This window comes from Mesorhizobium japonicum MAFF 303099, from assembly GCF_000009625.1.
GTDB lineage: Bacteria > Pseudomonadota > Alphaproteobacteria > Rhizobiales > Rhizobiaceae > Mesorhizobium > Mesorhizobium japonicum.
This window is the reverse complement of the sequence record NC_002678.2, coordinates 5,619,391-5,644,926: the sequence shown is the minus strand read 5'-3', so window position 1 is coordinate 5,644,926 and position 25,536 is coordinate 5,619,391. Positions and strand designations below refer to the sequence as shown.

Genomic DNA, 25,536 nt, shown 5'->3' with positions numbered 1-25,536 from the left:
GCGGAGTTCAGCCTGCCCCTGTCATGCCTTCTTGTCCAACTTCGTCGGTGCCTTGTCCGGCGGCGGCTCCCAGCCAAAGACACTGCGGCCGCCAAGCAGGTGCGACTGGTCGAATTCGCCGGCAACGATTTCCTTCAGGCTGGGGCCGGTGACATATCGTTCGACCTGCCGCGACTGATCGTCGAGCCGCTTCAACGCGCCGATTTCCTCCTCGCGGCCAAGCCTGGCTTTCTGCACAGCCGACTTCAGCACGCCGATCGTCTCATCATAGACCTTGAGCGGAACGGGGAACGGGTGCCTGTCCTTGCCGCCATGGGCGATTGAAAACCGGCCCGGATCCGAAAACCGGCACGGCGCGCCATGCACCACTTCGGCGACCAGCGCCAGCGCGCGCACCGTGCGCGCGCCCACGCCAGGAACCAGAAGAAGTTCAGAGAAATCCGCCGGGCCGCGTTCGGCGGCGGCGGCCATGTTTCCATGCAGGCGGCGCATGACGATATCGCTTTCGCGCACATCATGGTGAGCCGGCATGATCAGATGCGGCAGCATCGGCTGTTCGGGAGCCGCCGCTGTGCCGGCATCCAGGGCAGCGAATTCGCGCAGGATGCGGTCCGGGCCGAGATCCTGGAGCAGGTCCAGCTGTCCCTGGCGCGAGGCCTCGGCACGATGGTCGGTCAGGTTGACGATCTCGCCCTGGTTGGCGCCCTCGATGGCGGCGTGCGGCTGATCGACGAAACTCTTCAAACCTTCGGACAGCCAATGGTAGCGACGCGCCACCTTGCTGTCGCCATTCATGCCTTGCTGCACCACCACCCAGTCGCCGTCATCGGTGACGATGAAGCCGTGCAGATAGAGGTCGAACCCATCCTGGACGGCGGCACTGTCCACCTTGGCGACAAGCCGGCTGACGCTTGCCAGGCGGGTTCCGTCGAAGCCGATGCGCTCGCCGATGGCGGCCAACTCATGCGGGGTTTTGCGCGAGTGGGCGCCACGGCCCCCGCAGACATGAATGCCGAGTTCGCCCGACAGCGGCGTCAGACCGCGTTTCAAGGCGCCGACGACGCTGGTCGTGATGCCGGACGAGTGCCAGTCCATGCCCATAACGGCACCGAAAGACTGGAACCAGAAGGGATGCGCCAGACGCCGCAGCAGCTCGTTGCGACCATAATGATGGATGATCGCCTCGCACATCACGGCGCCAAGGCGCGTCATGCGGTCGCCGAGCCACTTCGGCACGCGTCCGCCGTGAAGTGGAAGATCAGCACTGCCCGATCGTTGCGCCAATTCCGTTGCCTGTTCCGATCTCTGTCTTATCTCGACAGATAGGTATCCCAGCCCGCGCGAAGAAGCACCTGATGCTTCTGCCTCCTCGACGCCTGGTGACATTCAAGTCCAGTTCGAAAGAACCGTCTCCATCTCGACCGTCTCGACCTGCTGCGCGAAACGTTGGTGATAGACAGTGAGCAGGGCGTCATGCGTTGCATCGGAAGAACTGCACAGCGCGTCCGTGACGAGAACGACACGGTAGCCGAAATCGATGGCGCCGAGCACCGTGGCCAGTACGCACACGTCGGTTTCACCGCCGGTGATGACCAGCGTATCGATCTCGTGTTCCATCAGAAAGGCTCGCAGACGGCCTTCAAACCAGGGCGAATAAATATGCTTGTCGATGACCGCCGCCGGCGGACAGCAAGCAGCCAATGACGGCAACAGCTCGACCATTTCCGGGCCGATATTGTCGATCGCCATCGAAGACCAGCGCTCATAGTAGCGCTTCCATGCCCCGACACCCTGCCCCGCCCTCTGCGCGGGAAGGAAGCGCGTGAAGACCGTCTGTTCTGCCCGTCTTTCAACGAGCCTCTTAATCTGAGGGAGGACACGCGTGATCCAGGGCGTCGCCCACGGCGACGGTTCCGCGAACAGCCGCTGCATATCCACGCAGACATGCATGCAGCCGTGACCCAACGGCCCATATGCCAAGCCCGGCACCGACATCAAAGAATATCCGGCTGGTGGTGTCTTCTCATGGACTTCTCCCATTGCTGCCCAGGACACGGGAACGCCATAAGCCAGGACTCGTTCCTGGTGGACCGGCGGCAACCAACGCGATTGGTCGACGCGTTCAGCCTGTGGATCGCCGCTCAGCCCGACCTACTATGCATCGCCCAACCAAGGTAGCGATGCATGTCGGCACGTTCGACGATCCGGCCTCGTTACAGCCCCACTACAATTATGGATCAAGCCAGCGGCTTATCTGGGTTTGCTGCGGAATAGACCTGCCGCACCACGACACTGAAGAACGACGGTTGAGCCTACCTCACCACGCGTTTCTCGAGCTTGCGAGCCAAAGTGCGCCGATGCAGGCCGAGCCGGCGCGCCGTTTCGGAGATGTTGAAGCCGGTCTCGACGAGCGTCTCGTGGATACGCTCCCATTCGAGGTTCTTGATCGAGGTGGGACGGCTGCTCAGCGAGACCGAAACATCGCCCTCGGCCCGGCCGAAGGCGGCTTCGATGTCATCGGTGTTGGCGGGCTTGGCCAGGTAATGACATGCGCCAAGCTTGATCGCCTCGACCGCCGTGGCGATGCTGGCAAAGCCGGTCAGCACGACGATCCTCATCGACGTGTCGCGGGCGCTGAGCAGCTTGACGCATTCCAGCCCGGAGCCGCGGGCGCCAAGCTTGAGATCGACGACGGCGTAGGCCGGAACCGCCGTTTCGAGGGCGCCGAGCAGATCTTCCCTGCCGTGGCAGACCACGACGTCGTAGTCGCGCTTTTCGAAGGAGCGCTTCAGCGTCTTCGCGAAAGTGGCGTCGTCCTCGACGATAAACAGGGATCGATCAGGCCTCATGATCATCTCCATCAGTCAGCGCCGCGAGCGGCAGCGAAAGCGTAACACAGGCCCCCTGCTCCATGTTGCGCGCCGAAAAGTCGCCTCCCAGCTTTCGGACCACGTTGACGACGAGGAAAAGGCCAAGGCCGCCGCCGGGTCGTCCCTTGCTCGACATATAGGGCTGGCCGAGCGCGGCCAGAATACCCTCGTCAAAGCCCGGCCCGCGGTCACGCACCGAAATCACCAGTTTCTCGCCCTGCCGCCCGGCGGCGACGCCGACCCAATCCTGCGATGCCTCCAGAGCATTGTCGAACACATTGAAGATGACCTGCTTCAGCGCCGTGTCGGAGACGATCTGCTCGTCAGGTTCGAAATCGTTCTTGTACTCCAGATTGAGCGGCTGGCGGCTGACCCGCCATTCCTGGACCAGATCGCCGAGGAAATGGCGGATGCTGGTGCGGATCGTGCCCTCGCCCCGTGCCTGCCCCGACGACATCAGGATGCCCGAGACGATGCTTTTGCAGCGTTCGATCTGCGCCTGCATTTCGGCGACGTCCCCGGCCAATTCGCGGTTGCGGGTGACGCTGCGGATCTGGCGCCAGTCGGAGAGGATGACGGAGATGGTCGACAGCGGCGTGCCCAGTTCATGCGCGGCTCCGGAGGCGAGCAAGCCCATGCGCACGATGTGGTCCTCCTCGGCCGAGTGCTGGCGCAGATCGGCGAGATAGGCGTCGCGCTCACGAAGATTACGGTTGATGCGCGTCATGAAGATGACGATCAGGCCGGCCGCCAGCACGAAGCAGATGAACATGCCCCTGATATGCAGGGCCAACAGGTCGCTGCCGCCGTGATGCGGAATCGCGATCGGCTGGAACTGGAAGGTGAGGAAGACGAAGCACGCGGAAGCGGCGGCCACCAGGCTCCAGGTGGACCAGGGTGTCAAAAGCGCGGCGCCAAGGGTGATCTGCAAGAGATAAAGCGACACGAACGGGTTCGAGGCACCGCCGCTGAGGTAAAGCTGCGTCGTCAGTGCCGCCATGTCGAAGATGAGCGCGACGAACAGCTGCGCGTTGCTGATCGGCCGCTGGCCGCGCAAAGCGAGCAGGCTGAAGATGTTCAGCCCGACCAGGAAAACCACCACCCCGGCCATCTCCCCCAGCGGCAGCGGGATGTCGAACCAGTATTGCGTCACCAGGATGGTGAGCACCTGACCCGCCACCGCCAGCCAGCGCAGCTGGATAAGCAGGAGCAGGTTCTTCCTGTTCGCCGCGTCGGGATCGGGGGCCGCGCCGTTCTTGCCCGCAAGCGATGCGGCCGCGAATGATTTGTCGTTGCGAAGCGTTTGCGTCGGGGCGCTCATCGTGCCGGTCCTCGCCGCCAGCGGGCGCCGATCATCGGCGCGGCCAGGGCCGCAGCGAGCATCGCAGCGAGCGTGAACCAGGTCAAAGCATAGACGAGGTGGCTGTTGCGGAAAGTCACGACCGTCAGGCCGCCGCGCGGCCAGCCGCCGGATGCTTCCGCATCGACGAAATAAGGGGCGACGTCGTTCGTCAGGCCGCGAGCGGCTGCGATGGCGGCGACGTCGCGCGAATACCAGCGATTGCCGGCCGCATCGTTGCTGCGCAGGAAGCCGCCGCCCGGCTCGCTCATGCGCAACAGGCCGCCGATGACGGTCGACGAACCAAGGCCGCCGCTCTCTTGTTCGAACTCGGCCTTGCGCCCCTGGGGGATGAAGCCGCGGTTGACCAGCACGATGAAGCCACCCTCGGTCCGCATCGGCGTCAGCACCCAATAGCCGCCGCCAAGCTCCGTCACCGCCTGCACGAGCGTGTTCTTGCCGTCCAGAAACCGTCCGGCCAATCGCACATGGCTATACTCGTCGCCGGCCGCGGTCACGCTGGCCCAGCTCGCCGGGCCAGGCGCATCGGCAACCGGAGCGTGGATGCGCTGGTCGACGCGGGCGATCAGGTCGAGCTTCCAGACCCGCCTTTCCAGCTGCCAGACGCCAAGCCCAATAAACACCAGCAAGCCGAGAAGCCCGAGCAGCAGGAGAAAAAGCCGAGACGCGGCCGATCTGCCGGCGCCCTTTCCTGGCACGGCGGGCAAGCTGATGTCCGCCTGCCCGATCCGTGCTTCGGCAGTGGTTCTCCCCGCGCCCGGCGCCGGGCTCATGGCATCTCGCGCATATCGTGAAGCCCCGGCATCATGTTGGCATTGAGGTGGTACATCACCCAGAGCGAGCCAGTCAGCACGATCACGACCAGGATCAGCGTGAAGATCAGCGCCAGCATCGACCATCCGCCTTCCGAGGCGGTCTTCATATGCAGGAAGAAGACCATGTGGACGACGATCTGCACCACCGCGAAGGCCATGATGACGATGGCCGTGGCCTGCTTGTTGTCGATGGCACCGCTCATGACAAGCCAGAACGGGATGGCGGTCAGGATCACCGACAGGACGAAGCCGATCAGATAGCCCTTGAACGATCCATGCGCGGCGCCGCCATGGGCGTGGCCATGGCCTTCGGCGTGATCAGGAGCGCTCATCGCAACATCCCCATCAGGTAGACGAAGGTGAAGACGCCGATCCAGACGACGTCGAGGAAATGCCAGAACATCGAGAGGCACATCACCCGGCGGCGATTGGCCTCGATGAGGCCGAACCGGGCGACCTGCGTCATCAGCGTCACCAGCCAGACGATGCCGAAGGTGACGTGCAGGCCGTGCGTGCCGACCAGCGTGAAGAAGGACGACAGGAAGGCGCTGCGCTGTGGTGTCGCGCCTTCGTGGATCATGTGCGCGAATTCGTAGAGCTCGATCGACAGGAAGGCCAGGCCGAACAAGCCGGTCACGGCAAGCCAGGCTTGCGTCGCCGCGACGCGGCCCTTGTCCATGGTCAGCATGGCAAAGCCATAGGTGATCGAGGAGAGGAGCAGCATGGTGGTGTTGACCGCCACCAGATCGAGATCGAACAGGTCCTTCGGCGCGGGTCCCGCAGCGTAGTTGGCGCCAAGCACGCCATAGGCCGCGAAGAGCATGGCGAAGATCAGGCAGTCGCTCATCAGGTAGAGCCAGAAGCCGAGCATGGTGCTGCTGCCTTCGGCATGCACATGCTCTTCTTCCAGGTGGAAGACCGGTTCGGTGCCGGCCGTGGTCGCTATCGAATCCATGCTTAAACCCTAGCCCTGGGCGGCAAGGAGCGTCGTCCTCGCCACCTCCGTTTGTGTGACCTCGGCAGCCGGAATGTGGAAGTCGCGGTGATAGTTGAAAGTGTGGCCGATCGCGGTGGCGATCAGGCAGACGAAGCTCAACGCCGCCAGCCACCAGATGTACCAGATCAGGCCGAAGCCGAGCGCCACGCTGAAGGCGGCCAGGATGACGCCGGTGCCGGTATTGCTGGGCATATGGATCGGCTTGAAACCTGAGAGCGGCCTGGTGTAGCCGGCCTTCTTCATGTCCCACCAGGCGTCGTTGTCGCGTACGACCGGCGTGAAGGCGAAATTATAGGCCGGCGGCGGCGAAGAGGTCGACCATTCGAGCGTGCGGCCGTCCCAAGGATCGCCGGTCGGATCGGTCAGAGCCTCGCGCTTGCGAATGGAGACGAAGATCTGGATCAGGAAGGCGGCGATGCCGAAGGCGATCAGCACCGCGCCGAAGGCGGCGATGACGAACCATATCTGCAGCGAGGGATCGTCGAAGACACGCATGCGGCGCGTCACGCCCATCAGGCCGAGTATGTAGAGCGGCATGAAGGCGAACCAGAAGCCGACCACCCAGCACCAGAACGACACCTTGCCCCAGAACGGATCGAGCTTGAAGCCGAAGGCCTTGGGCCACCAGTAGGCGATGCCGGCAAACAGGCCGAACAGCACGCCGCCGATGATGACGTTGTGGAAGTGCGCGATCAGGAACAGGCTGTTGTGCAGCACGAAGTCCGCCGGCGGCACGGCGAGCAGCACGCCGGTCATGCCGCCGACGACGAAGGTGAGCATGAAGGCCATCGTCCACATCATCGGGAGTTCGAAGCGGATGCGGCCGCGATACATGGTGAACAGCCAGTTGAAGATCTTCGCTCCGGTCGGGATCGAGATGATCATCGTGGTGATGCCGAAGAAGGAATTGACGCTGGCGCCGGAGCCCATGGTGAAGAAGTGGTGCAGCCAGACCAGGTACGACAGGATGGTGATGACCACCGTGGCATAGACCATCGAGGTGTAGCCGAACAGGCGCTTGCCGGAGAAGGTGGAAGTGACCTCGGAAAAGACGCCGAAAAGCGGCAGGATGAGGATGTAGACTTCCGGGTGACCCCATATCCAGATGAGGTTCACGTACATCATCGGGTTGCCGCCGAAGTCGTTGGTGAAGAAATTGGTGCCGACATAGCGGTCGAGCGCCAAGAGCGAGAGCACCGCCGTCAGCACCGGGAAGGACGCCACGATCAGCACGTTGGTGCAGAGCGACGTCCAGGTGAAGACAGGCATGCGCATCATGGTCATGCCGGGCGCGCGCATCTTGATGATCGTGCAGATCAGGTTGATGCCCGACAGTGTGGTGCCGACGCCCGCCACCTGCAGCGCCCAGATGTAATAATCGACGCCGACATCCGGACTGTAGCCGATGCCGGAGAGTGGCGGATAGGCGAGCCAGCCGGTGCGGGCGAATTCGCCGACGAACAGCGACGCCATGACCAGGATGGCGCCGCCGACCGTCATCCAGAAGCTGAAATTGTTGAGGAACGGGAAGGAGACATCGCGCGCGCCGATCTGCAGCGGCACGACGAAATTCATCAGCCCGGTGACGAAAGGCATCGCCACGAAGAAGATCATGATCACGCCGTGCGCGGTGAAGATCTGGTCGTAGTGATGCGAATTGAGGTAGCCCTCGGAACCGTTGAACGCCATGGCCTGCTGCAGGCGCATCATGATGGCATCGGAGAAGCCGCGCAGCAGCATGACCAGGCCGAGCACCATGTACATGATGCCGATCTTCTTGTGGTCGACGCTGGTGAACCACTCGCGCCACAGGTAGGTCCAGAGCTTGAAATAGGTGACGACGCCGAGAAGCGCGATGCCGCCGAGCGCCACCGCGACGAAGGTTGCCACCACGATCGGCTCGTGCAGCGGCAGCGAGTCCCAGGTAAGACGGCCGAAAATGAATTTGGTCAGCGTATCGGGCATCGGCTGTCTCTCACAATTCGCGCCGCAGCAGGCCGAGCGACGGCGTATCCGCCGCGGCGCGACGGCTCTCGGTCCCGGGCCTCAGCAGCCCCGCCCCGCGCAGCGGGGAAAGATTTCTGGCCGGCCAATCCTTTGACGTGGCATCGCTGGCCGCGCGCGCTGCGGCAGCCGCTTCCTCCGCCGTGCAAATGCTGGCGACATAGGACGGATCATTGCCGAACACCGCGCCGCGCCGGGCGAGCTTGTCGTATTGCAGCGGCAGCGTGTTGCGCACACCCGCAAGACCGAGGCCGCCCTTGGCGTCGATCGACATCATCTCGTTCATGCACATCTTGCCGCGCTCGACGCACAGATTGAGGATGGCGCCAAAAAGGTCGGGATCGACGGAGGCGAAGTGGCGGACCGGCTCGTTCTCGCTCGGCTTTTCAAGTTCGAGATAGTTTTCTCGGCTGAGCGCCCCCGGCGCGGTCCTGGCCTGCGCCACCCACTGGTCGAAAGCCTGGTCGGACAGGCCGTGGAAGGCAAAGCGCATCCCCGAAAAACCGGCGCCGCTGTAATTGGCCGAGAAGCCGCTATAGGTGCCCGGCAGGTTGATGACGGCGTGCAGCTTGGTCTCCATCGCCGGCATGGCATAGATCTGCCCGGCCAGGGCTGGAATGTAGAAGGAATTCATCACCGCCGACGAGGTGATGCGGAAGTCGATCGGCTGGTTGACCGGCGCCGCCAGCTCGTTGACGGAGGCGATGCCATAGTCGGGATAGATGAAGAGCCATTTCCAGTCGAGCGCCACGACCTCGACCCGGAGCGGCTTGTGCGCTTCAGTGACCGGCTGGCCGGGCTCGATGCGGTCGATCCGGCGGTATGGGTCGAGCAAATGCGTGCCGAGCCAGGTCAGCGCGCCAAGGCAGATGATGATGAGCAGGGGCGCCGCCCAGATCACCAGCTCCAGCTTCGTCGAATGATCCCAGTCCGGCGCATAGGTCGCCGCGGTGTTGGATTGCCGATAGCGCCAAGCGAAGAAGACCGTCAGCGCCATGACCGGCACGATGATGACCAGCATCAGCAAGGTCGAGACCACGAGCAGGTCGCGCTGCTGGGCCGCGACATCGCCGGCGGGCGCGAGCACGACCAGATCGCAGCCGCTCAACAACCCGGCCAGGGGGAACAGAAGCAAGGCTCCAAATCGTTTCATCAAACGCTGCCCTCGAAGGACCGCCGCAACTGTTCATGTTGCAGTGCGGTATCGATCCAAGGGCTACTGCTCGCGGCGCTGCGGCAACATTGGACAATTTGTCCAATGCCCAGTCGGCATGGCTTTGGCGCAGTGTGCACCGCACAATGGAACACTTGGGGAATCCCCAGAGTTGGGTTCCGGACAGTTCATTCCACGCGGTGGCGACGGATAAGATGGCTCAGACTTCGACTGCCGAAACGAACAGCGAGCTGATCGGCTCGCATCATGGCCAGGTCAGCGCGGGCGATATCGCGGTCGGCGTGATCGTGGGCAGGACGTCGGAATTCTTCGACTTCTTCGTCTATGCGATCGCCTCCGTCATCGTGTTTCCCAAGCTGGTGTTTCCGACGCACGATCCGCTTGTTGGAACGCTGTATTCCTTCTGCATCTTCGCGCTGGCCTTCGTCGCGCGCCCGTTCGGCTCCGTGCTGTTCATGGCGATCGACCGCGCCTATGGCCGCGGCGCGAAACTGACGATCGCGCTGTTCCTGCTCGGCACATCGACCGTCGCCATCGCATTTCTGCCGGCCTATGGCGACATCGGCGCGGTCGCGGTTTGGCTTTTGGCGCTTGCCCGCATCGGCCAGGGGCTGGCGCTCGGCGGAACATGGGACGGACTGCCTTCGCTGCTGGCGCTGAATGCGCCGCAGAACCGGCGCGGCTTCTATGCCATGATCCCGCAGCTGGGCGCGCCGATCGGCCTCATCGTGGCAAGCTCCCTCTTCGCCTTCTTCGTCGCCAATCTATCGGCCGACGACTTCTTCTCCTGGGGCTGGCGCTATCCCTTCTTCGTTGCCTTCGCCATCAATGTCGTGGCCCTGTTCGCCAGACTGCGCATTGTCGTCACGCCTGAATTCTCGAAATTGTACGAGAGCGGCGACCTGCAGCCGACGCGCATCAGGGACACGATCCGGGCCGAGGGCCACAACGTCGTCATCGGCGCTTTCGCGCCGCTGGCGAGTTTCGCGCTGTTCCACATGGTGACGGTGTTTCCGCTTTCCTGGGTGTTCCTGTTCACCAATGAAGGGCCGGCACGCTTCCTGATGATCGAGGCGGTGAGCGCGTTGTTCGGCATTGCGGCCATCGTCGCATCGGGGCCACTGGCCGATCGCGTCGGACGCCGCGCGCTGCTCGGCGGTTCGGCGATCGCCATCGCGACCTTCAGCGGCTTCGCCCCGCAGCTTCTGGATGGCGGCGCCGTCGGCGAGGCACTGTTCATGGTGCTGGGCTTCATCCTGCTGGGGCTGAGCTTCGGGCAATCGTCGGGCGTCGTCGCCTCGAGCTTTTCGCGGCAGTATCGCTATACCGGCTCGGCGATCACCTCGGATCTGGCGTGGATGTTCGGCGCCGGCTTCGCGCCACTCGCAGCTCTGCTGCTCGCCGGCAATTTCGGCCTCATCGCCGCCGGCGCCTATCTGCTGTCGGGCGCTGCCTGCACGTTGCTTGCCCTGTGGATCGACGGGCGCCGTCCGGCCGCGGACCGTCAGCCCGACTGATCCGTCCAGTTCGCGATTGCGGGTGGTGGCGAGACGCAGTTATTGCGCCACCCGCACGATGAGTTTGCCGAAGTTCTTGCCTTCGAGAAGGCCCATGAAAGCCTGCGGCGCGTTCTCCAGACCATCCACTATATCTTCCCTGTAGCGGACCTGGCCGGACGCGATCCACCCGGCCATGTCACGATAAAAGGCGGGGCGCTGGTCGACAAATTCGCGCTGGATGAAGCCCCTGATCGTCAGGCTGCGGTGGAGCACTTGTTGCATCAGCGTCGGCAGCCGGTCGTCGGCGGAAGCCGCGACGGTGTTGTATTGTGCGATCAGCCCGCAGACAGGCACACGCGCGAACTCGTTGAGCAGCGGAAACACCGCATCCCAGACAGGACCGCCGACATTCTCGAAATAGACGTCGATGCCATCGGGACAGGCCGCCTTTAACTGCTCGGCGAAATTGTCGGCCCGGTGGTCGACGACCGCATCGAAACCGAGCTCCCGCCGCACGAAGGCGCATTTGTCGGCGCCGCCAGCGATGCCAACGGCGCGCGCGCCCTTGATGCGTGCGATCTGGCCGACAGCCGAGCCGACCGCCCCGCTGGCCGCCGCCACGACCACCGTCTCGCCGGCCTTTGGCTGCCCGATTGTGAGCAGGCCGGCATAGGCGGTAAAGCCCGGCATGCCCAGCACGCCGAGTGCGGTGGTGACGGGTGCCGCCGCGGGATCGAGCTTGCGCAACCCGACACCGTCGGACAGGGCGAAGCCCTGCCATCCCGAGTGCGACAGCACGATATCGCCCTCGGCGAAGCCGGCATGGCGGGATTTGACGACGCGCGCAACGGTGCCGCCCTCCATCACGCCGTCGATCTCGACCGGCTTGGCATAGGATTTGGTGGCGTTCATGCGGCCGCGCATATAGGGGTCTAGCGACAGATAGAGGATCTGCAGCAACAGTTCGCCTTCGCCCGGTTCGGCGATCCCAACGGACTCGATGCGGAAATCGCTCGGCTTCGGCCGGCCTTGCGGTCGCGCCGCAAGCACGATGCGAATGTTCGTCTCAGTCGACATTGGCTGCTCCCTTCGAACAACGTTCCACGCGAAGAACCGGTGGCGCTAAAAGGCCGGGATTCTCGTGCGGCGTCGACCCCTTATACTGTCGTCTGAATGCAAAGGTCTTCGTCGGATTCACCAACTGCGACCGCATGGTTGGAGACGGTAAAGTCACCACCGGGGATGCTCGGCTCAGCCCCGCTTCGGGATCTGGATATCCTCCAGCAGAAGCGTCAGCGCCATGGCAACGAAGTAAAGCGCCGCCACCCAGATGAACATCACGTTGAAACCACTCGAATAGTGGGCGAGCACCACGTCGCGGATCGCGGCCGGCAGGCTTGACGCCAGATGCGGGTTCAGCCCGGTCAGGCCATCCGGCAGCAGGGCGGCGGCATCGGCGGGAAGCTCCGAAGTCTGCCGGTTCAGGGCCCAGGTCATCACCGCGCCGTTCAGCGCCAGCCCCAGCGATGCGCCGATCGTGCGCGCCTGGGTGATCAGCGACGTCACCGCGCCGATGTCCTGCAGGGGTGCTGCGGCCTGGATCGCCACGATCAGCACCTGGAACTGCAGGCCCATGCTGATGCCGAACAGGCCCATCATCACCGCCAGAACCCAGATCGGCGTGTGCGAATTGATGAAGACAAAACCTATCATCAACAGCCCGCCAATACCCATCGCCACCACCGGCATCCATTTGTAGCGGCCGGTCGCGGCAATCACCCGCCCGGCCACGATCGAGATGACCATCGAGGTCAAGGAAGCCGGCAGGAACAGGAAGCCGACTTCGGCCGGACTGAGCCCGGTCAACGTCTGCATGTAGAGCGCGAAATAGAAGAACATGCCAAGCGTCACAGACCCGGCGACCACCGACACGCCCGAGACGATGCGCACCGTCGAGGAGCCGAACAGCCGCAAGGGCACGATCGGCTCTTCGGCCCGCCGCTCGACCAGGATGAACGAGGCGATTGCCGCCAGCGCGACGACCGGCAGCGCGAAGGTGAGCAGGTCCGGTCCGGCGGGGTCGAGCAGATGATAGCCCCAATAGACGATTGCGGTGGTGCCGATGGCCAGCAGCAAGCCGCCCAGATAGTCGATGCTGTGCCTCTTCTCGTTGAACCGGCTGCGCATGGCGAACGCCAGGATCGCCAGCACGACGATGCCAATCGGCAGGTTGACCAAAAACACCCAGCGCCAGCCGAACAGGCTGGTGATATAGCCGCCGGCCAACGGGCCGAGGACCGACGACAGCGCGAACACCGCCGAGCTGTAGCCCTGGTATTTGGCGCGGTCGCGCGGCCCGAACAGTTCGCCGATCATGGCAAAGGCCGAGACCATCAGGCCGCCGCCGCCGATGCCTTGCAGGACACGCGCCGCGATCAGGCTTTCCATCGACCAGGCCATGCCGCAGACCAGCGAGCCCAGCAGGAACAAGGCGATCGCCGTCAGCACCACATTCTTGCGGCCATACATGTCGCCAAGTTTGCCGTAGAACGGCGCGACGGCGGCGGTCGACAGCAGATAGGCGGCGCCGACCCAGCCGAACAGATGCAAATTGCCGAGTTCGCCGGCAATGGTCGGCAAGGCGGTGACGACGATCTGCATGTCGATGGTGGCCATGAACATGGCGATCAGCGCGCCGGAATAGACGACCAGCGTCGTGATGTCGGGCTTGGCCCCGGACTCTGCGGGCGGCGCATCCGGGAGGGTCGAGTCAATGCTCATGGGTGTCTCCGACGTTCGGGGGCGGTTTATGTGCCCGCAGCAGATATATGTCAATATCAAATATATGCTATCAGCATGCAATTGACACCGACATATATTTTTGCTAGCGCGCTGTGACATGAGCAGCGACGATACCAGGCCGGACAAGCCCGACCGATTTTCCCCCCTGTCCAAGACGCATGGCGATCAGGATCTCGCCGATCTGGCGCGCAGCAATGGCCTGTCCGAAGCAGCGGCCGATGCCGTCGCCGCCATCGATGCTGTGTTGAACAAGGTGCGCCGCTCCATCCAGCGACGGGACTTCGGTCGTTTGATCCTGGCCCGTATCGACCCTTCGCTGGAAGTGAGCCATCTCGATGTGATCATCGCCATTGCGCACAATCCGGCCGTCGGCGACACGCCGCAGGACGAGGTGACGGTCGGCAACATCGCCGAGCGCCTCGGGATCGACCCGTCCCGTGCCAGCCGCATCTCGGCCGATATCGTCGAGCGCGGCTACGCCTTGCGCGTCGCATCGCAACTCGATGCCCGCCGCATTTGCCTCAGGCTCACCGCCAGGGGCGAGCGCCTGGTGACGGCGGTGCGCCAGACCAAATGGCGGATTTTCGCCGAGTCCCTGGCGCAATGGGACGAGCAGGAGCTGGTGACGTTCGCTCGCCTGCTGGAACGCTTCGCCGGCTGGGCCACGGACGAAGCGAGCATGCGCAGGTCGGCGGATGCGGTGAAGCAGATGATGGACGAGGCTGAGCCGGTGTAGGCTGCCGGGCTCGATCGCCAGCCGGAGCTTACACGAACCGACGAAGCGCACGACAGGCGCGCGCATGGATCATTGCCGTCGAAGGCGATAGAGCTGGCGAAGAGTTGTCCGTGCCCACCCTTGGCGGATGACAAATGCAGCGCCCGCCACCATGAATTCTCCGCCGCCTTTCTATGCCGGCTATGCAGCGCGATGGATCGCATCATTCGAAGGATGCTCGATCCGTCGAACATTCACTGAGTCTGCACAGTGTTCTTTTTTCTGTTCCGAAAATAAGTCTGTGGATATTGGCCTTGTGACTAGGGCGTGTCGTATCGGCCAAATGAAAGGTGCGTAACGATAAGCAACTTGGCTCGGGGGTCTCATGAAACGGTTGCTTGTTGGCGCGGCAGTGCTTGCCGCAAGTGTCGTCGGCGCGGATATTTCTGCTGTCTCTTATATTAGCCGAAGTGCAGGAATGGCAGCACTTGCACAGGAGAGCCAAAGCTCTCCCATGACCGCCGGAAATTCTGCTGCCGGCTACGGCAATGGCGGAGCAGCGCTGGGAGCCGGCGGACAGGCCGCGGGCAGCCCATCGAGTTCATCGTCAGTACAGACAACCGGAGATGGTTCATCCGGCAGTCCCGATGCGGCGGCCAAGGTCGGCGCCAACCCGGCCGACGCCAAGGCCGCCGACGACACCAGCACCACCGACGGCACCAAGGCCGCCGACACCAAGACCACGAAGGCAGCCGGCAAGGCGGCCAAGACCACTGACGCAGAGGCCGCACCCGAGGAGCCGGCGGCGCAGGCAATGGCGGCAGCAGCCGCGACGACAGACAGCGGCGACCCCGAAGCGATCGGCACGCCGAAGGTGGACCTGCCCAAGGCAGCCGGCAATGGCAATCTCGGCTATTCGATCGGCATCGACGTGCCCGCCTTCCACGGCATCGAGCCGCAGATCGCGCTCAACTACAATTCGTCGCGCAAGACCAAGCTCGGCGGCCTCTATCAGGGCTGGCTGGGCTATGCTTGGGGTCTCGATGGTTTTGACGTCATCGAACGGGCAACACCGGGCTATGGCATGCCGGCCTATGACGCCAACGACATCTATCTGCTCGATGGCCAGGCGATGGTGGCCTGCGTTTGCCGGCATGGCGTCGCCCTCCTGCGCGACCGGCGGCACGTATGCGACGGAGAATGAGAGCTACCGCCGCATCGCGCTGAACAGCGCCACCAATGAATGGAAGGTGACGGACAGGGACGGCACCGTGTCGACCTTCCGCTCGGTGGCGGCCGTTGCCAACCTCACTCCGGCGGCCGGCACGCCCGCCTATGATCTGGCCTACAGCTACCGCTGGCTGCTCACCTCCGTCACCGACACCAACGGCAACACGGTCAACTACAACTATACCTGCCCCGCAAGCCCGGTCTGCTACCCTGACAGTGTCAGCTATAACGGCACGGTGGTAAAATTCTATCTGGAGACCCGTCCGGACATGATCCTGATGGGCAATGGCCGCGACATCTCCGAGACCAGCCGGCGCATCAAGACGATCGGCGTCATTGTCAATGGCGCAGTGCGCAGCGCCTACAAGCTCACCTACGACCAGGCGCCGTTCTCCAACGCCTCACGCCTCACCCAGGTCACCCGCTACGGTACCGACGCCACCGGCACCGCCGACGGCACCATCACCGGCGGGACATCGAAGGTGCTCGGTCAGATGACCTATCAGAACACCGATGGGGTGTATTCGACGGTTGCATCGGATATAGGCGGCCAGCCTCTCATTTGGGGCCAGCGAAAAACTGAAGCACCGAGAGAGGTTGGCGATCTCGACTTTGACGGACGAGACGAGATTTTTGGCGACTATTCAGAGGCTACGGACCAGAGGTCCGGTGGACGCGAAGGAGAAACGACAACAACTACAAGAACGTATAATCAGATTATAAAATTTAACTTGAACGGCATACGGATTGATACCAAGTCGATATTTATTAGAACAAAATCCGAGATAACTTCTGCGGCACAAAACCCAGAGACACCACCCTACTATCTGACAGTCCCCGGGAGTTTTATCTCGGACAAAAACACTATGGATTTTGCATACTATAGTGACGGCAGGCAATCGATCGGCACCACCCGCGACGGTAATCCGATAATACGGTATTCTCCATCAGCCTATATTCTTGTGACGGATTTACAGCTGGCCATGACCGCGTCCAGCTGTGCATCGACGCCGCCAAGCAGCTATCAGACTATCTGTAGCGCGTTTCCGGCTGGTACCAATTTAAGCACTTCTCCATCAGCCCCGGCTTTTGTCGCAGATCCGAATGGTGACGGAGTGGATACGGTCGGCGCCAGCGGGATCGGCGTCGGAGATTTCCTCGGCAACGGCCGACAGCAGCCTCTCATTCGGGGTAGCGGGGGAACCGTAACGAAAGGAATATTTTCCGGTGGTGTTTGGCAAAGTAGCGGTGCGTCATTTTCTATCACATGCCCTTCGACCCAATATTCGGGCTCTGGGACTTGCGTTCTAGCGGACGTCAACGGCGACGGGGCAACAGATATCGTCCGCTACGACGGATTGAATCTCAGTGCCGGAGTATGGCTCTCGACCGGTATCGGCTTCAAAAGCCTTTCCGTGTCGTCTCTTTCGGGAACAACCGGAGTCCTTCGAGACTTCGACAACGATGGCAAGGCCGACGTCGTCACCATCACCGGTGGCGGGATCGGTTCGCCGCCGACATCCGGCCCTGTGAAGATATTCTCTCTGCGACCGTCCTCGACCACGATGACGCCAATAGAGTTCACGTTGCCTACTTCAATAAGTTCAGGAACAACCATCGGCGACTTCAATGGCGATGGCCTGCCAGACTTCCCGAACCTTATCTCGAACGCGGGCACGGGCAATCCGAACCTGTTGAAGCAGATCACCACGGAGCTCGGCGGCACGGTCGCGGTGGAGTACTTGCCGTCGTCGACCTGGACGAACAACTACCTGCCGCAAGTGGTGCATGCGGTGACGAAGCTGTCGGTGAGCGACGGCCGTGGCCAGACGGCGGTGAGCACCTATCAGTATGCCGGCGGCAAATACGACCCGGCGGCGCGCAAGTTTTTGGGTTTTGCCTCGATCGTCGAGACCAGGCCGATGGCCAATGGCGAGACGGCGCCCTCGACGGTGACGACCACCTATCGCCAGGATCTGGCCAGCTATGGCCTGCCGTCGCTGACGGTGTGGAAGGATGGCGCGGGTGTCGTGCACAAGCAGGTCGCCGAGACCTATGCCGTCAACACGGCGAGCAAGCCTTACACGGTGCAGAACACGGCAACCGATACGACGCTGACCGAGAACGTCACGCGCACGCTCCGGGTCGAGCGCGGCTTCGATGCCTACAACAATGTCGTCAGCCTCAAGGATTATGGCCGCACTGACGCCAGCGGCGACGAGACCTGGACCGAGCGCTTCTTCTCGCCCAACACCTCGGCCTACATCGTCTCGGCCCCGATTGCCGAGCGCACCCATGCCGGTCTCGCTGCCACGGATCCTTATGTCGGCTACAAATACACTTACTATGACGGCAGCACCGCCGTCTGGGGGGTGCCGGTCAAGGGCAATCTGACCTGGGTGCAGATCTTTACCGACCCCGCCCTGACCAAGACGATCAGCCAGTATTTTACCTATGACAGCTACGGCAACAAGATCTCGGCCATCAACGGCCTCGGCCACAGGACCGAATGGGATTATGACGCCACCTATCATCTCTACCCCGTAACCGAGCGGGTGCCGAAGTATTTTGCCACCGGCGGCCAGACCGCCGACACGCGCTTCGTTTCGACGGCCACCTACAATCCAGTCTGCGGCCTGCCGGCGACGAGGACCGACATCAACGGCCTGGTGAAGACCTTTGCCTACGATCCGTTCTGCCGTCTCTACCAGGCCTCGCAGAGCGTCACCGGCGCCTATGTCAGGAACCAGTTTGTCAGCGAGGGCAATCCCGGGGCGCAAGCGCTGATCAGATACACGCCGCTCCCCAATGGCGCGGGGGAGGATTTTACCATCTCTTGGTATGACGGGCTTGGCCGGGTCTACCACGTGGAAACGCCCGGAGAGACAGCGGCCGGGCCAAGGCGCATTGCCGACACCGACTATGATCCGCGCGGCAATGTCTTGCGCACGGATTTCACCCGCTTCGTCGGCGAGACCGCGCAGTGGACCACCAACAGCTACGACTGGGCCGACCGGCTGACCAAGACCGTCAATCCGGATGGCAGCCAACGCAGCTATCTCAACGATCTCGCCACCGCGCCCACCACCACTCCGCGACTGCATGGCACGACAATGACCGACGAGCTCGGCCATCAGACCCGGACGGCATGGTCGACGCGTGGCGATGTCGCGGGCGTGGTTCGTGACTTCGCCGGTCTTCAGCTTGCGCAAACCCGCACCTTCGACGTGCTGGGCCGGCTGGTCGGCCTTACCGACACCAGCGGCTCGACCTGGACCTACACCTACGACATGGTGGGCAACCGGCTGTCGGCGTCGGATCCCGATCTCGGCACCTGGACCTACACCTACGATGCCGGCAACCGGCTGGTCAGCCAGACCGACGCCAGGGGCACGGTCACCAATCTCAGCTACGACCAGATGGACCGGCTGACGCTGAAGACCGCAACCGCTCCTGGCGGCAGCCCGGTTGTGCTCACCCAGAACACCTATGACCAGGCGGCTCCAAGCTATTGGTACAACATCGGCCAGCTCACCACCTCGACCAATGCGACGGCGACGCACAGCTACAATTATGACGGGCTTGGCAAGCTTGGCCGGCATGACATGACCATTGCCGGCCTGACGCACACCACGGTCGATATCCACGACAGGTCCGGCCAGACCATCCTGAAGAATTACCAGCCGGGCGATCTGTGGTTCGGCACCTGGACCAACCCCTTGCAATACACCGCCGGCAACAAGCTCTACTCGGCTCCCGGCTACATCACCTCGACCATTTACGAGGCCGATGGCCAGACCAAGGAGATCACCTACGCCAATGGGGTGAAGACGTCCTTCACCTATTCGCCGACCCGCCGCTGGGTGACGCGCATCACCACCTCGAAGGGCGCGACCGTTCTCCTCGACGAGCAATATGCGCGTGACAATCTTGGCCGCATCACCGGCACCACGGGGCTTACCGCCTCCGACAGCTGGACCTATGTCTATGACAATGCCGACCGGCTGACCTCGAGCACCAATCTGGGCAACACCAGCTTGAGCGAGAGCTTCATCTATGCCGCCAACGACAACATGCTCTCGCGCACGCGTGTCCCCGGCAGCTATGTCTATCCCTCGGCGAGCGCAGCTCGTCCGCACGCGCCCATCAGCGTCGGCGCCAATGCGATGGCCTATGATGCCAATGGCAATCTCACCTCGGACGGCAGCCGCACGCTGTCCTGGGACGAGGCCAACCGGCTGAAGACGGTCAGCCTTGCCTCCAACACCGTCAACCTTGCCTATGGACCGGACGGATCACGCGCGAAGAAGACCTCAAGCTTCGCCACGACGCTCTATCCCGACGCCGATGTCGAGATCAATCCGGCGACGCCGGGTGCGGAGATCTACACGCGCTACCCTCATCCCGACATCAAGGTGGTCGGCACGACCAAATACTTCCTGCACCGCGAGCATCTGGCCTCGGTGCGGCTGGTCACCGACATGTCTGGCGCCGTGGTTGAGGGAACCACCTACGCCACCTACGGCGAGCAGCTCAACACCGGCTTCCAGACGCAGAAGGGCTACATCGGCGAACGCTTCGATGCCGAGACCGGACTGCTGTATCTCAATGCTCGGTACATGGATCCGGTGTTGGGGCGGTTTATTTCGCCGGACGATTGGGATCCGACGCTGCCTGGTGTTGGGACCAACCGGTACGCGTATGCGCAGAACGATCCGGTCAACAACAGTGATCAGAATGGGCATGGCGACGAGTGGCCAAGCAATGGCGGACCTCCGCTCGACGACGAAGGCACTCACGTTGAGCTGCAAGTTGGCCAGCCCCATGGGTACTTCGGAGTCGTCGGTGATTTCTACCAAGACCGGAGCAATATCCAGGTATACCAGATAAACCCAAATCCATTAGCGATGGCAATCGGCAGTGCATTCATCGCAAGGGATATAGCTGAGCAGCAAAGGCTTACTGCGAAGCGGCAGACCCTAGCGACAAATCGAGTGAACGCCTGGAGGGCTGAAAAGATAGCGTCGCAGGCGCTTGCAGATCGAACTGGCAAGACGCCAGTGACACAAGTTTCATTCCGCGACCCCAAAACCAAGGCCTGGGCGAAGATAGACGCGGTAGTATTCGATGCAAAAAATCGTGTCTTGAGCGTCGACGAAGCTAAGGCCAATATGGGAGAATTGAATAGCAGGCAGAAAGCGGTGATGGCGGCGATAAAAGATGGGACAGCTATTCCCTTCGGCAAAAAAGCTATTGAAGAGGCGGGCTTCCAGCCCGGCATCGCTGTAGGTAAACAGGCCGACAGTATCACCACGACTAAAACGAGCGTAGATACGGGGTCAGGTAAAATAAACACTACGCCATATCCGTGAGCGAATATAATAAAATGGAATCAAAATTCATTAAAAAAACTGCTGCTAAAGCGATTCGAGATCGGGTCGGATTACGACTATTCGATTTAGGTCGTGATAAATTAACTGTTGCGAGCGAAAAAAATATGACTGATTTTACCATTGACATCGACATCAATGCTGATCGGCGATATGGACATTTCGATTGCTCGGCAATTGTCATTATAAAATGGAAGAAATTTTCTAAGTTTTACGAGGGCCTTGTCTCTTGGTATAATGATGCCTACTTGGAATCTGCACAGCCTTTAAAAATCTTTCTGGGGGCATCTTTCAGTGCAATTGAAGGCGATTTTTCTGCCAGAAGTCGGGGGGCGTTCTTGGTAAGTAACGAAGAAGACCTGGAGATGTTCATCACACAATGTCTAGCCGACCTTAATGGGAAAGTCGGTCAATGGATTGCAAGATGGTTCACCTGGTCATCAGCGCTAGCTACGATGGAGGATAATGGCGACCTTTGTGGCGCTTGGCGAAACGCTGCATATTTTTGCTTGGCTGAACAGGTTCATGGTCGTGAAACTGCTTGTTCGTGGGTCCGGACCATAGATTCCACAAATTGGCCCGAATTCTTAGCTGCTCAAGTAGAGTATCTGAGATCAAATATTTGTCGATTGCCCTGACAGCGACCTACGGTGACAGTGCACTTTTTACCCTGTTTGCTTGGCTATCGCCGCGAGTAGACTGACCGCATGGCCCGGCCTTGCTCGTATCGTCGTCCCTGGTCTGCCTCACCACGTGACACAGCGCGGTAACGGGCGCGCCAAGGTGTTTTTCACGACCGAGGACTACGCGCTCTACAAGATCCTGCTGGTCGAGCATTGCCGCGCTGCCAATGTCGGCATCTGGGCGTGGTGCCTTATGCCGAACCATGTGCACCCGATCTTGACGCCGGCCGACGCCGATGGCCTGCGCCGCGCGCTCGCCAAGGTGCACCGCGCCTATGCCGGCATCATCCATGCGCGGCAAAAGAAAACCGGACATTTCTGGCAAGGCCGCTTCGGCGCCGTCGCAATGGACGAGGACCACCTCCTGTCGGCGGTGCGTTATGTCGGACTGAATCCGGTGCGTGCAGAGCTGGTGAAGCAGGCGGCCGATTGGCCCTGGTCAAGCGCTCGGGCGCATCTGACGGGCGAGCCCGATGGCGTTGCCGATCCGCAGCCAATGCGGGACCGTCTGCCATCATCGAGCGGGCTGTTCGACCTGATCGAGACGGATGTCGCGGCCTTCGACGCTCTACGCAAAGCCGAGAGCATTGGCCGACCGGCGGGCGGCGAGGCGTTTCTTAGTCGGATTGCCGGGCAAACCGGAAGAGCCGCAAAATCCAGGGAAGCGGGGCCGGCGGGGCAAAATTAGTGCACTGTCACCGTAATTCGTCGAAAAGGACAAATGAGGCTACGTCTTCTGCGCACGTTACAGATGATTCCACAAAACCGAGTGTTTCTGATCAAGACAATCTACTCGAAATGCAATTGGATTGATGGGCGCGCTTGCAACCATGGCTGGACTAGCAGCACTAGCGCTTTGAAGGGTAAAACTATGATAGATTTCAATATGGGAAATCTAATTAAACGGAACTTGGAGGTATTGCTTCGCACCGTCAACAATCATCAGGGCATCTTTTCTGAGCTTAGCTACAATGGCTTGCAAGGTATTTTCCATGAGCCTGCAATGAAGGAAATTAGCTCAGATAAGTCTCAGGTTATCGCCGCATTCATGGCGCGGCGGCTCCAGCAGGCGATGCCCCTATCCGCCAGCATAGGCCCCGCTGAGGAAAGTTCACTCAACGCCGTCATTCGAGACATAGGCCTATGGAAAGAGCGAACCGGCTATCTCTATCACCATGACGCAAATTCTTCCAAGCGCGAGACGCCAGATAGCACCGACGCCAAGTTTATCAACAATATAGTCAACGGTTACTTTTCAGAATTAGGATTAAAAGACATATCCCCAACGAAGGGGAGCGGATATCTAACTTGGCGAGGCAGCGAATTCCTCGACAAAATAAGCATGAGGATGACTTTCGATATTAGGAATAAATATGACTGGAGAATGCGATTTAATATCGGAATTTTCTCAAAGGATGGAATGCTACTTTGTAACGTAAGCGACTGGGAGATTTTTGGAAAAATTATATATGCAGTAGTCGAGCTGAATTTTGATTGTAGTTTTGAGTATTGCGGCACGCAAAAACATAATTTTATCAACCTTTATAATTATTTATCCGTCGCAGGATCGGTATTGAACGAAATAAGAACTTGGAGATTTTAGTAATTACAGTGACAGTACACTTTTACCCTGTTCGCCTCTATCTCTGCGTGTAAATTGACCGCATGGCTCGCCTTCCCGCATCGTCGCTCCCGATCTGCCGCACCACGTGACGCAACGCGGCAACGGGCGGGCCAAGGTGTTTCTCACGCCCGAGGACTACGCGCTCTACAACAACCTGTTGGTCGAGCATTGCCGCGCCGCCAATGTCGGCATCTGGGCTTGGTGCCTTATGCCGAACCATGTGCACTTGATCCTGACGCCGACCGATCCCGACGGCCTGCGCCGCGCGCTCGCCAAGCTGCACCGCGCCTATGCCGGCATCATCCATGCGCGACAGAAGAAAACCGGTCATTTCTGGCAAGGCCGCTTCGGCGCCGTCGCGATGGATGAGGACCACCTCCTGTCGGCGGTGCGCTATGTCGGACTGAATCCGGTGCGCGCAGGGCTGGTGAAACAGGCGGCCGATTGGCCGGGCGCATCTGACAGGTGAGCCCGATGGCGTTACTGATCCGCAGCCAATGAGGGACCGTCTGCCATCATCGAGCGGGCTGTTCGATCTGGTCGAGACGGATGCCGTGGCCTTCGAGGCTCTACGCAAGGCTGAGAGCATCGGCCGACCGGTGGGCGGCGAGGCGTTTCTTAGCCGGATTGCCGGGCAAACCGGAAGAGCCGCAAAAACCAGGGAAGCGGGGCCGGCGGGGCAAAATTAGTGCACTGTCACCGTAATTCGTCGTATTGAAGCTTCAGTGCATGTCCGCGTGGCCTACCAAAAACCAGGGCAAAAAAGCTGGAGCGAAAATGAATGAATAATCTTGAAGTCAGTTCAACGGAAAAAAAGAGAATTGACAAGGTAATTCTTGCATCGATTTCAAAATCTTGGGATGACTTCAAACGTCTGTCAGATGAACCGTTTTCAAATGAAAAGTCTATGCTCGAACAATTTCAATATTCTTCCAAGTGGATTCGACAGTCCAGAGAAAGCTTGAATAAATCTATCAAGATGACATTGCTAGAAGACGGAGGTCGTCTCATCTACACCATGTTAAAATCGAAAAATGGAACGAATATCATTCTAACTATGCATAGTACTGACGATTCGGAATTAAGCATTATAAGCATATGGAGTTTTTTCCAGGAATTGGATATAAATTCACTTTTTGACAGCTAAACTCTTAGCGGGAATTACGGTGACAGTGCACTTTTACCTATTCACTCAGCTGTCGCCGTGCGTAGATTAACCGCATGGCTCGCCTTGCTCGCATTGTCGTTCCCGGTCTGCCGCATCACGTGACGCAACGCGGCAACGGGCGGGCCAAAGTGTTTTTCACGCCCGAGGACTACGCGCTCTACAACAACCTGTTGGTCGAGCATTGCCGCGCCGCCAATGTCGGCATCTGGGCATGGTGCCTTATGCCGAACCAAGTGCACCTGATCCTGACGCCGGCCGATCTTGACGGCCTGCGGCGCGCGCTCGCCAAGCTGCATCGCGCCTATGCCGGCATCATCCATGCGCGGCAGAAGAAAACCGGACATTTCTGGCAAGGTCGCTTCGGCGCCGTCGCGATGGACGAGGACCACCTCCTGTCGGCGGTGCGCTATGTCGGACTGAATCCGGTGCGCGCAGGGCTGGCGAAACAGGCGACCGATTGGCCCTGGTCAAGCGCCCAGGCGCATCTGACGGGCGAGCCCGATGGCGTCACCGATCTGCAGCCAATGCGGGACCGTCTGCCATCATCGAGCGGGCTGTTCGACCTGGTCGAGACGGATGTCGCGGCCTTCGACGCGCTGCGCCAGGCCGAGAGCATCGGCCGACCGGTGGGCGACGAGGTGTTTCTTGGTCAGATTGCCGGGCAAACTGGAAGAGCCTTAAAACCAGGAAAGCGGGGGGCGGCGGGGCAAAATTAGTGCACTGTCACCGTAATTCATTATGGGACCATCGGGAAAGGCTGCAAAGGCAGAGTCAACATTTCGTGTCATGGACGACGGGACTCGACAGTTTTCGACGATGATTACCCATATGGGCAAGAGGACAACGGAATGAAATTTCCCGACAAGTTGGAATTTCTAGCTGCATTTGGTCTCGAGCCAGAGGATGAAGACCCAAGCACATCATATGTGCGATATGTTTTTCGATCGAATACTGGCCCGTTGGAAGCGGAGGTTTCTTTTAGCGATGTTTCAAAATCTTTTCAGATTTCCACTCGCATAGCAGGCAATATATTTGGCACTATATCATCCGAGAAGGTAAATCTCATTGAAATAACTCAAGGTCAGAACGGGGAAAGTGGCCTGCGTGTCGTATTTAATATTCATGACGTCGTCTCTGAAGCCTTAATTACCTTCACCCCAGAAATTACCTACCATTGGTGGCTAATTGGAGAATAAATTACGACG

22 protein-coding genes are annotated in these 25,536 nt (G+C 60.6%); 11 read left to right on the top strand and 11 right to left on the bottom strand.

All coding sequences use genetic code 11. The features are described 5' to 3' along the window. Positions 1-21: 21 nt before the first annotated feature. From MAFF_RS28015 to cyoA, 9 genes are all read right to left on the bottom strand, one after another. A complete protein-coding gene (locus MAFF_RS28015; RefSeq protein WP_044549438.1) occupies positions 22-1,284 on the bottom strand; it encodes a DUF763 domain-containing protein in 1,263 nt (420 codons plus the stop codon). Positions 1,285-1,386: 102 nt separating this feature from the next. Then, positions 1,387-1,995 carry a cysteine hydrolase family protein gene (locus MAFF_RS28010; protein WP_044549436.1) on the bottom strand — a complete coding sequence of 203 codons (609 nt, stop codon included), beginning with the start codon at positions 1,993-1,995 and terminating at the stop codon, positions 1,387-1,389. A gap of 317 nt (positions 1,996-2,312) precedes the next feature. Next, positions 2,313-2,849 (bottom strand): response regulator transcription factor, encoded by a 537-nt coding sequence (locus tag MAFF_RS28005; RefSeq protein WP_044551461.1) that lies wholly within the window; start codon positions 2,847-2,849, stop codon positions 2,313-2,315. Continuing rightward, positions 2,839-4,191: an ATP-binding protein gene (locus tag MAFF_RS28000; protein WP_010914374.1), complete on the bottom strand. Its 1,353-nt coding sequence runs from the start codon at positions 4,189-4,191 to the stop codon at positions 2,839-2,841. The genes MAFF_RS28005 and MAFF_RS28000 overlap by 11 nt, the downstream gene beginning before the upstream one ends. Further along, positions 4,188-5,003, bottom strand: coding sequence for an SURF1 family protein (locus tag MAFF_RS27995; protein WP_080511957.1), 816 nt, complete (start codon positions 5,001-5,003; stop codon positions 4,188-4,190). The genes MAFF_RS28000 and MAFF_RS27995 overlap by 4 nt, the downstream gene beginning before the upstream one ends. Then, positions 5,000-5,377 (bottom strand): cytochrome o ubiquinol oxidase subunit IV, encoded by a 378-nt coding sequence (gene cyoD, locus MAFF_RS27990; RefSeq protein ID WP_010914372.1) that lies wholly within the window; start codon positions 5,375-5,377, stop codon positions 5,000-5,002. The genes MAFF_RS27995 and cyoD overlap by 4 nt, the downstream gene beginning before the upstream one ends. Then, positions 5,374-6,000, bottom strand: a complete 627-nt coding sequence (gene cyoC / locus MAFF_RS27985; RefSeq protein WP_010914371.1) for a cytochrome o ubiquinol oxidase subunit III — start codon at positions 5,998-6,000, stop codon at positions 5,374-5,376. The genes cyoD and cyoC overlap by 4 nt, the downstream gene beginning before the upstream one ends. Before the next feature lie 9 nt (positions 6,001-6,009). Continuing rightward, complete coding sequence (cyoB, locus tag MAFF_RS27980; protein WP_010914370.1) at positions 6,010-8,007, bottom strand: cytochrome o ubiquinol oxidase subunit I; 1,998 nt, start codon at positions 8,005-8,007, stop codon at positions 6,010-6,012. A 10-nt stretch (positions 8,008-8,017) separates the two neighbouring features. Beyond that, positions 8,018-9,199 carry a ubiquinol oxidase subunit II gene (cyoA, locus tag MAFF_RS27975; RefSeq protein WP_010914369.1) on the bottom strand — a complete coding sequence of 394 codons (1,182 nt, stop codon included), beginning with the start codon at positions 9,197-9,199 and terminating at the stop codon, positions 8,018-8,020. Between the two features lie 215 nt (positions 9,200-9,414). On the opposite strand from cyoA, the gene MAFF_RS27970 reads away from it, so the two are divergent. Then, positions 9,415-10,737, top strand: coding sequence for an MFS transporter (locus MAFF_RS27970; protein WP_044549434.1), 1,323 nt, complete (start codon positions 9,415-9,417; stop codon positions 10,735-10,737). A 39-nt stretch (positions 10,738-10,776) separates the two neighbouring features. On the opposite strand, the gene MAFF_RS27965 is transcribed toward MAFF_RS27970, so the two are convergent. After that, positions 10,777-11,796: an NADP-dependent oxidoreductase gene (locus tag MAFF_RS27965; protein ID WP_010914367.1), complete on the bottom strand. Its 1,020-nt coding sequence runs from the start codon at positions 11,794-11,796 to the stop codon at positions 10,777-10,779. 174 nt (positions 11,797-11,970) lie between these two features. Further along, positions 11,971-13,500: an MDR family MFS transporter gene (locus tag MAFF_RS27960; RefSeq protein WP_048894814.1), complete on the bottom strand. Its 1,530-nt coding sequence runs from the start codon at positions 13,498-13,500 to the stop codon at positions 11,971-11,973. 118 nt (positions 13,501-13,618) lie between these two features. Here MAFF_RS27960 and MAFF_RS27955 point away from each other — a divergent pair, with 118 nt between their 5' ends. The 10 genes from MAFF_RS27955 (at position 13,619) to MAFF_RS39415 (ending at position 25,527) form a co-directional block, all read left to right on the top strand. Further along, positions 13,619-14,257 carry a MarR family winged helix-turn-helix transcriptional regulator gene (locus tag MAFF_RS27955; RefSeq protein WP_010914365.1) on the top strand — a complete coding sequence of 213 codons (639 nt, stop codon included), beginning with the start codon at positions 13,619-13,621 and terminating at the stop codon, positions 14,255-14,257. Between the two features lie 493 nt (positions 14,258-14,750). Beyond that, positions 14,751-15,440: a SpvB/TcaC N-terminal domain-containing protein gene (locus MAFF_RS39815; protein WP_048894813.1), complete on the top strand. Its 690-nt coding sequence runs from the start codon at positions 14,751-14,753 to the stop codon at positions 15,438-15,440. Continuing rightward, positions 15,391-20,838, top strand: coding sequence for an RHS repeat-associated core domain-containing protein (locus MAFF_RS39810; RefSeq protein WP_044549432.1), 5,448 nt, complete (start codon positions 15,391-15,393; stop codon positions 20,836-20,838). Before MAFF_RS39815 ends, MAFF_RS39810 begins: the two co-directional genes overlap by 50 nt. A gap of 14 nt (positions 20,839-20,852) precedes the next feature. Continuing rightward, positions 20,853-21,494 (top strand): hypothetical protein, encoded by a 642-nt coding sequence (locus MAFF_RS39425; protein WP_157866101.1) that lies wholly within the window; start codon positions 20,853-20,855, stop codon positions 21,492-21,494. Positions 21,495-21,534: 40 nt separating this feature from the next. After that, positions 21,535-22,227, top strand: coding sequence for a transposase (locus MAFF_RS27940; RefSeq protein ID WP_010914362.1), 693 nt, complete (start codon positions 21,535-21,537; stop codon positions 22,225-22,227). 183 nt (positions 22,228-22,410) lie between these two features. Next, positions 22,411-23,142: a hypothetical protein gene (locus MAFF_RS27935; protein ID WP_044549428.1), complete on the top strand. Its 732-nt coding sequence runs from the start codon at positions 22,411-22,413 to the stop codon at positions 23,140-23,142. A 106-nt stretch (positions 23,143-23,248) separates the two neighbouring features. Next, positions 23,249-23,632 (top strand): transposase, encoded by a 384-nt coding sequence (locus MAFF_RS40910; protein WP_010914361.1) that lies wholly within the window; start codon positions 23,249-23,251, stop codon positions 23,630-23,632. A 312-nt stretch (positions 23,633-23,944) separates the two neighbouring features. Further along, complete coding sequence (locus tag MAFF_RS39420; RefSeq protein ID WP_157866100.1) at positions 23,945-24,310, top strand: hypothetical protein; 366 nt, start codon at positions 23,945-23,947, stop codon at positions 24,308-24,310. 74 nt (positions 24,311-24,384) lie between these two features. Next, a complete protein-coding gene (locus tag MAFF_RS27925) occupies positions 24,385-25,047 on the top strand; it encodes a transposase (RefSeq protein ID WP_010914359.1) in 663 nt (220 codons plus the stop codon). A gap of 132 nt (positions 25,048-25,179) precedes the next feature. Next, positions 25,180-25,527 carry a hypothetical protein gene (locus tag MAFF_RS39415; protein ID WP_157866099.1) on the top strand — a complete coding sequence of 116 codons (348 nt, stop codon included), beginning with the start codon at positions 25,180-25,182 and terminating at the stop codon, positions 25,525-25,527. Positions 25,528-25,536: the final 9 nt, after the last annotated feature.

Coding starts and splice junctions, on each gene's coding strand:
- MAFF_RS28010 (WP_044549436.1), bottom strand. CDS start 1,995: ATGTCGGTGCCGGGCTTGGCATATGGGCCGTTGGGTCACGGCTGCATG.
- MAFF_RS28005 (WP_044551461.1), bottom strand. CDS start 2,849: ATGAGGCCTGATCGATCCCTGTTTATCGTCGAGGACGACGCCACTTTC.
- MAFF_RS28000 (WP_010914374.1), bottom strand. CDS start 4,191: ATGAGCGCCCCGACGCAAACGCTTCGCAACGACAAATCATTCGCGGCC.
- MAFF_RS27995 (WP_080511957.1), bottom strand. CDS start 5,003: ATGAGCCCGGCGCCGGGCGCGGGGAGAACCACTGCCGAAGCACGGATC.
- cyoD (WP_010914372.1), bottom strand. CDS start 5,377: ATGAGCGCTCCTGATCACGCCGAAGGCCATGGCCACGCCCATGGCGGC.
- cyoC (WP_010914371.1), bottom strand. CDS start 6,000: ATGGATTCGATAGCGACCACGGCCGGCACCGAACCGGTCTTCCACCTG.
- cyoB (WP_010914370.1), bottom strand. CDS start 8,007: ATGCCCGATACGCTGACCAAATTCATTTTCGGCCGTCTTACCTGGGAC.
- cyoA (WP_010914369.1), bottom strand. CDS start 9,199: ATGAAACGATTTGGAGCCTTGCTTCTGTTCCCCCTGGCCGGGTTGTTG.
- MAFF_RS27970 (WP_044549434.1), top strand. CDS start 9,415: ATGGCTCAGACTTCGACTGCCGAAACGAACAGCGAGCTGATCGGCTCG.
- MAFF_RS27965 (WP_010914367.1), bottom strand. CDS start 11,796: ATGTCGACTGAGACGAACATTCGCATCGTGCTTGCGGCGCGACCGCAA.
- MAFF_RS27960 (WP_048894814.1), bottom strand. CDS start 13,500: ATGAGCATTGACTCGACCCTCCCGGATGCGCCGCCCGCAGAGTCCGGG.
- MAFF_RS27955 (WP_010914365.1), top strand. CDS start 13,619: ATGAGCAGCGACGATACCAGGCCGGACAAGCCCGACCGATTTTCCCCC.
- MAFF_RS39815 (WP_048894813.1), top strand. CDS start 14,751: ATGACCGCCGGAAATTCTGCTGCCGGCTACGGCAATGGCGGAGCAGCG.
- MAFF_RS39810 (WP_044549432.1), top strand. CDS start 15,391: ATGGCGTCGCCCTCCTGCGCGACCGGCGGCACGTATGCGACGGAGAAT.
- MAFF_RS39425 (WP_157866101.1), top strand. CDS start 20,853: ATGGAATCAAAATTCATTAAAAAAACTGCTGCTAAAGCGATTCGAGAT.
- MAFF_RS27935 (WP_044549428.1), top strand. CDS start 22,411: ATGATAGATTTCAATATGGGAAATCTAATTAAACGGAACTTGGAGGTA.
- MAFF_RS39420 (WP_157866100.1), top strand. CDS start 23,945: ATGAATAATCTTGAAGTCAGTTCAACGGAAAAAAAGAGAATTGACAAG.
- MAFF_RS27925 (WP_010914359.1), top strand. CDS start 24,385: ATGGCTCGCCTTGCTCGCATTGTCGTTCCCGGTCTGCCGCATCACGTG.
- MAFF_RS39415 (WP_157866099.1), top strand. CDS start 25,180: ATGAAATTTCCCGACAAGTTGGAATTTCTAGCTGCATTTGGTCTCGAG.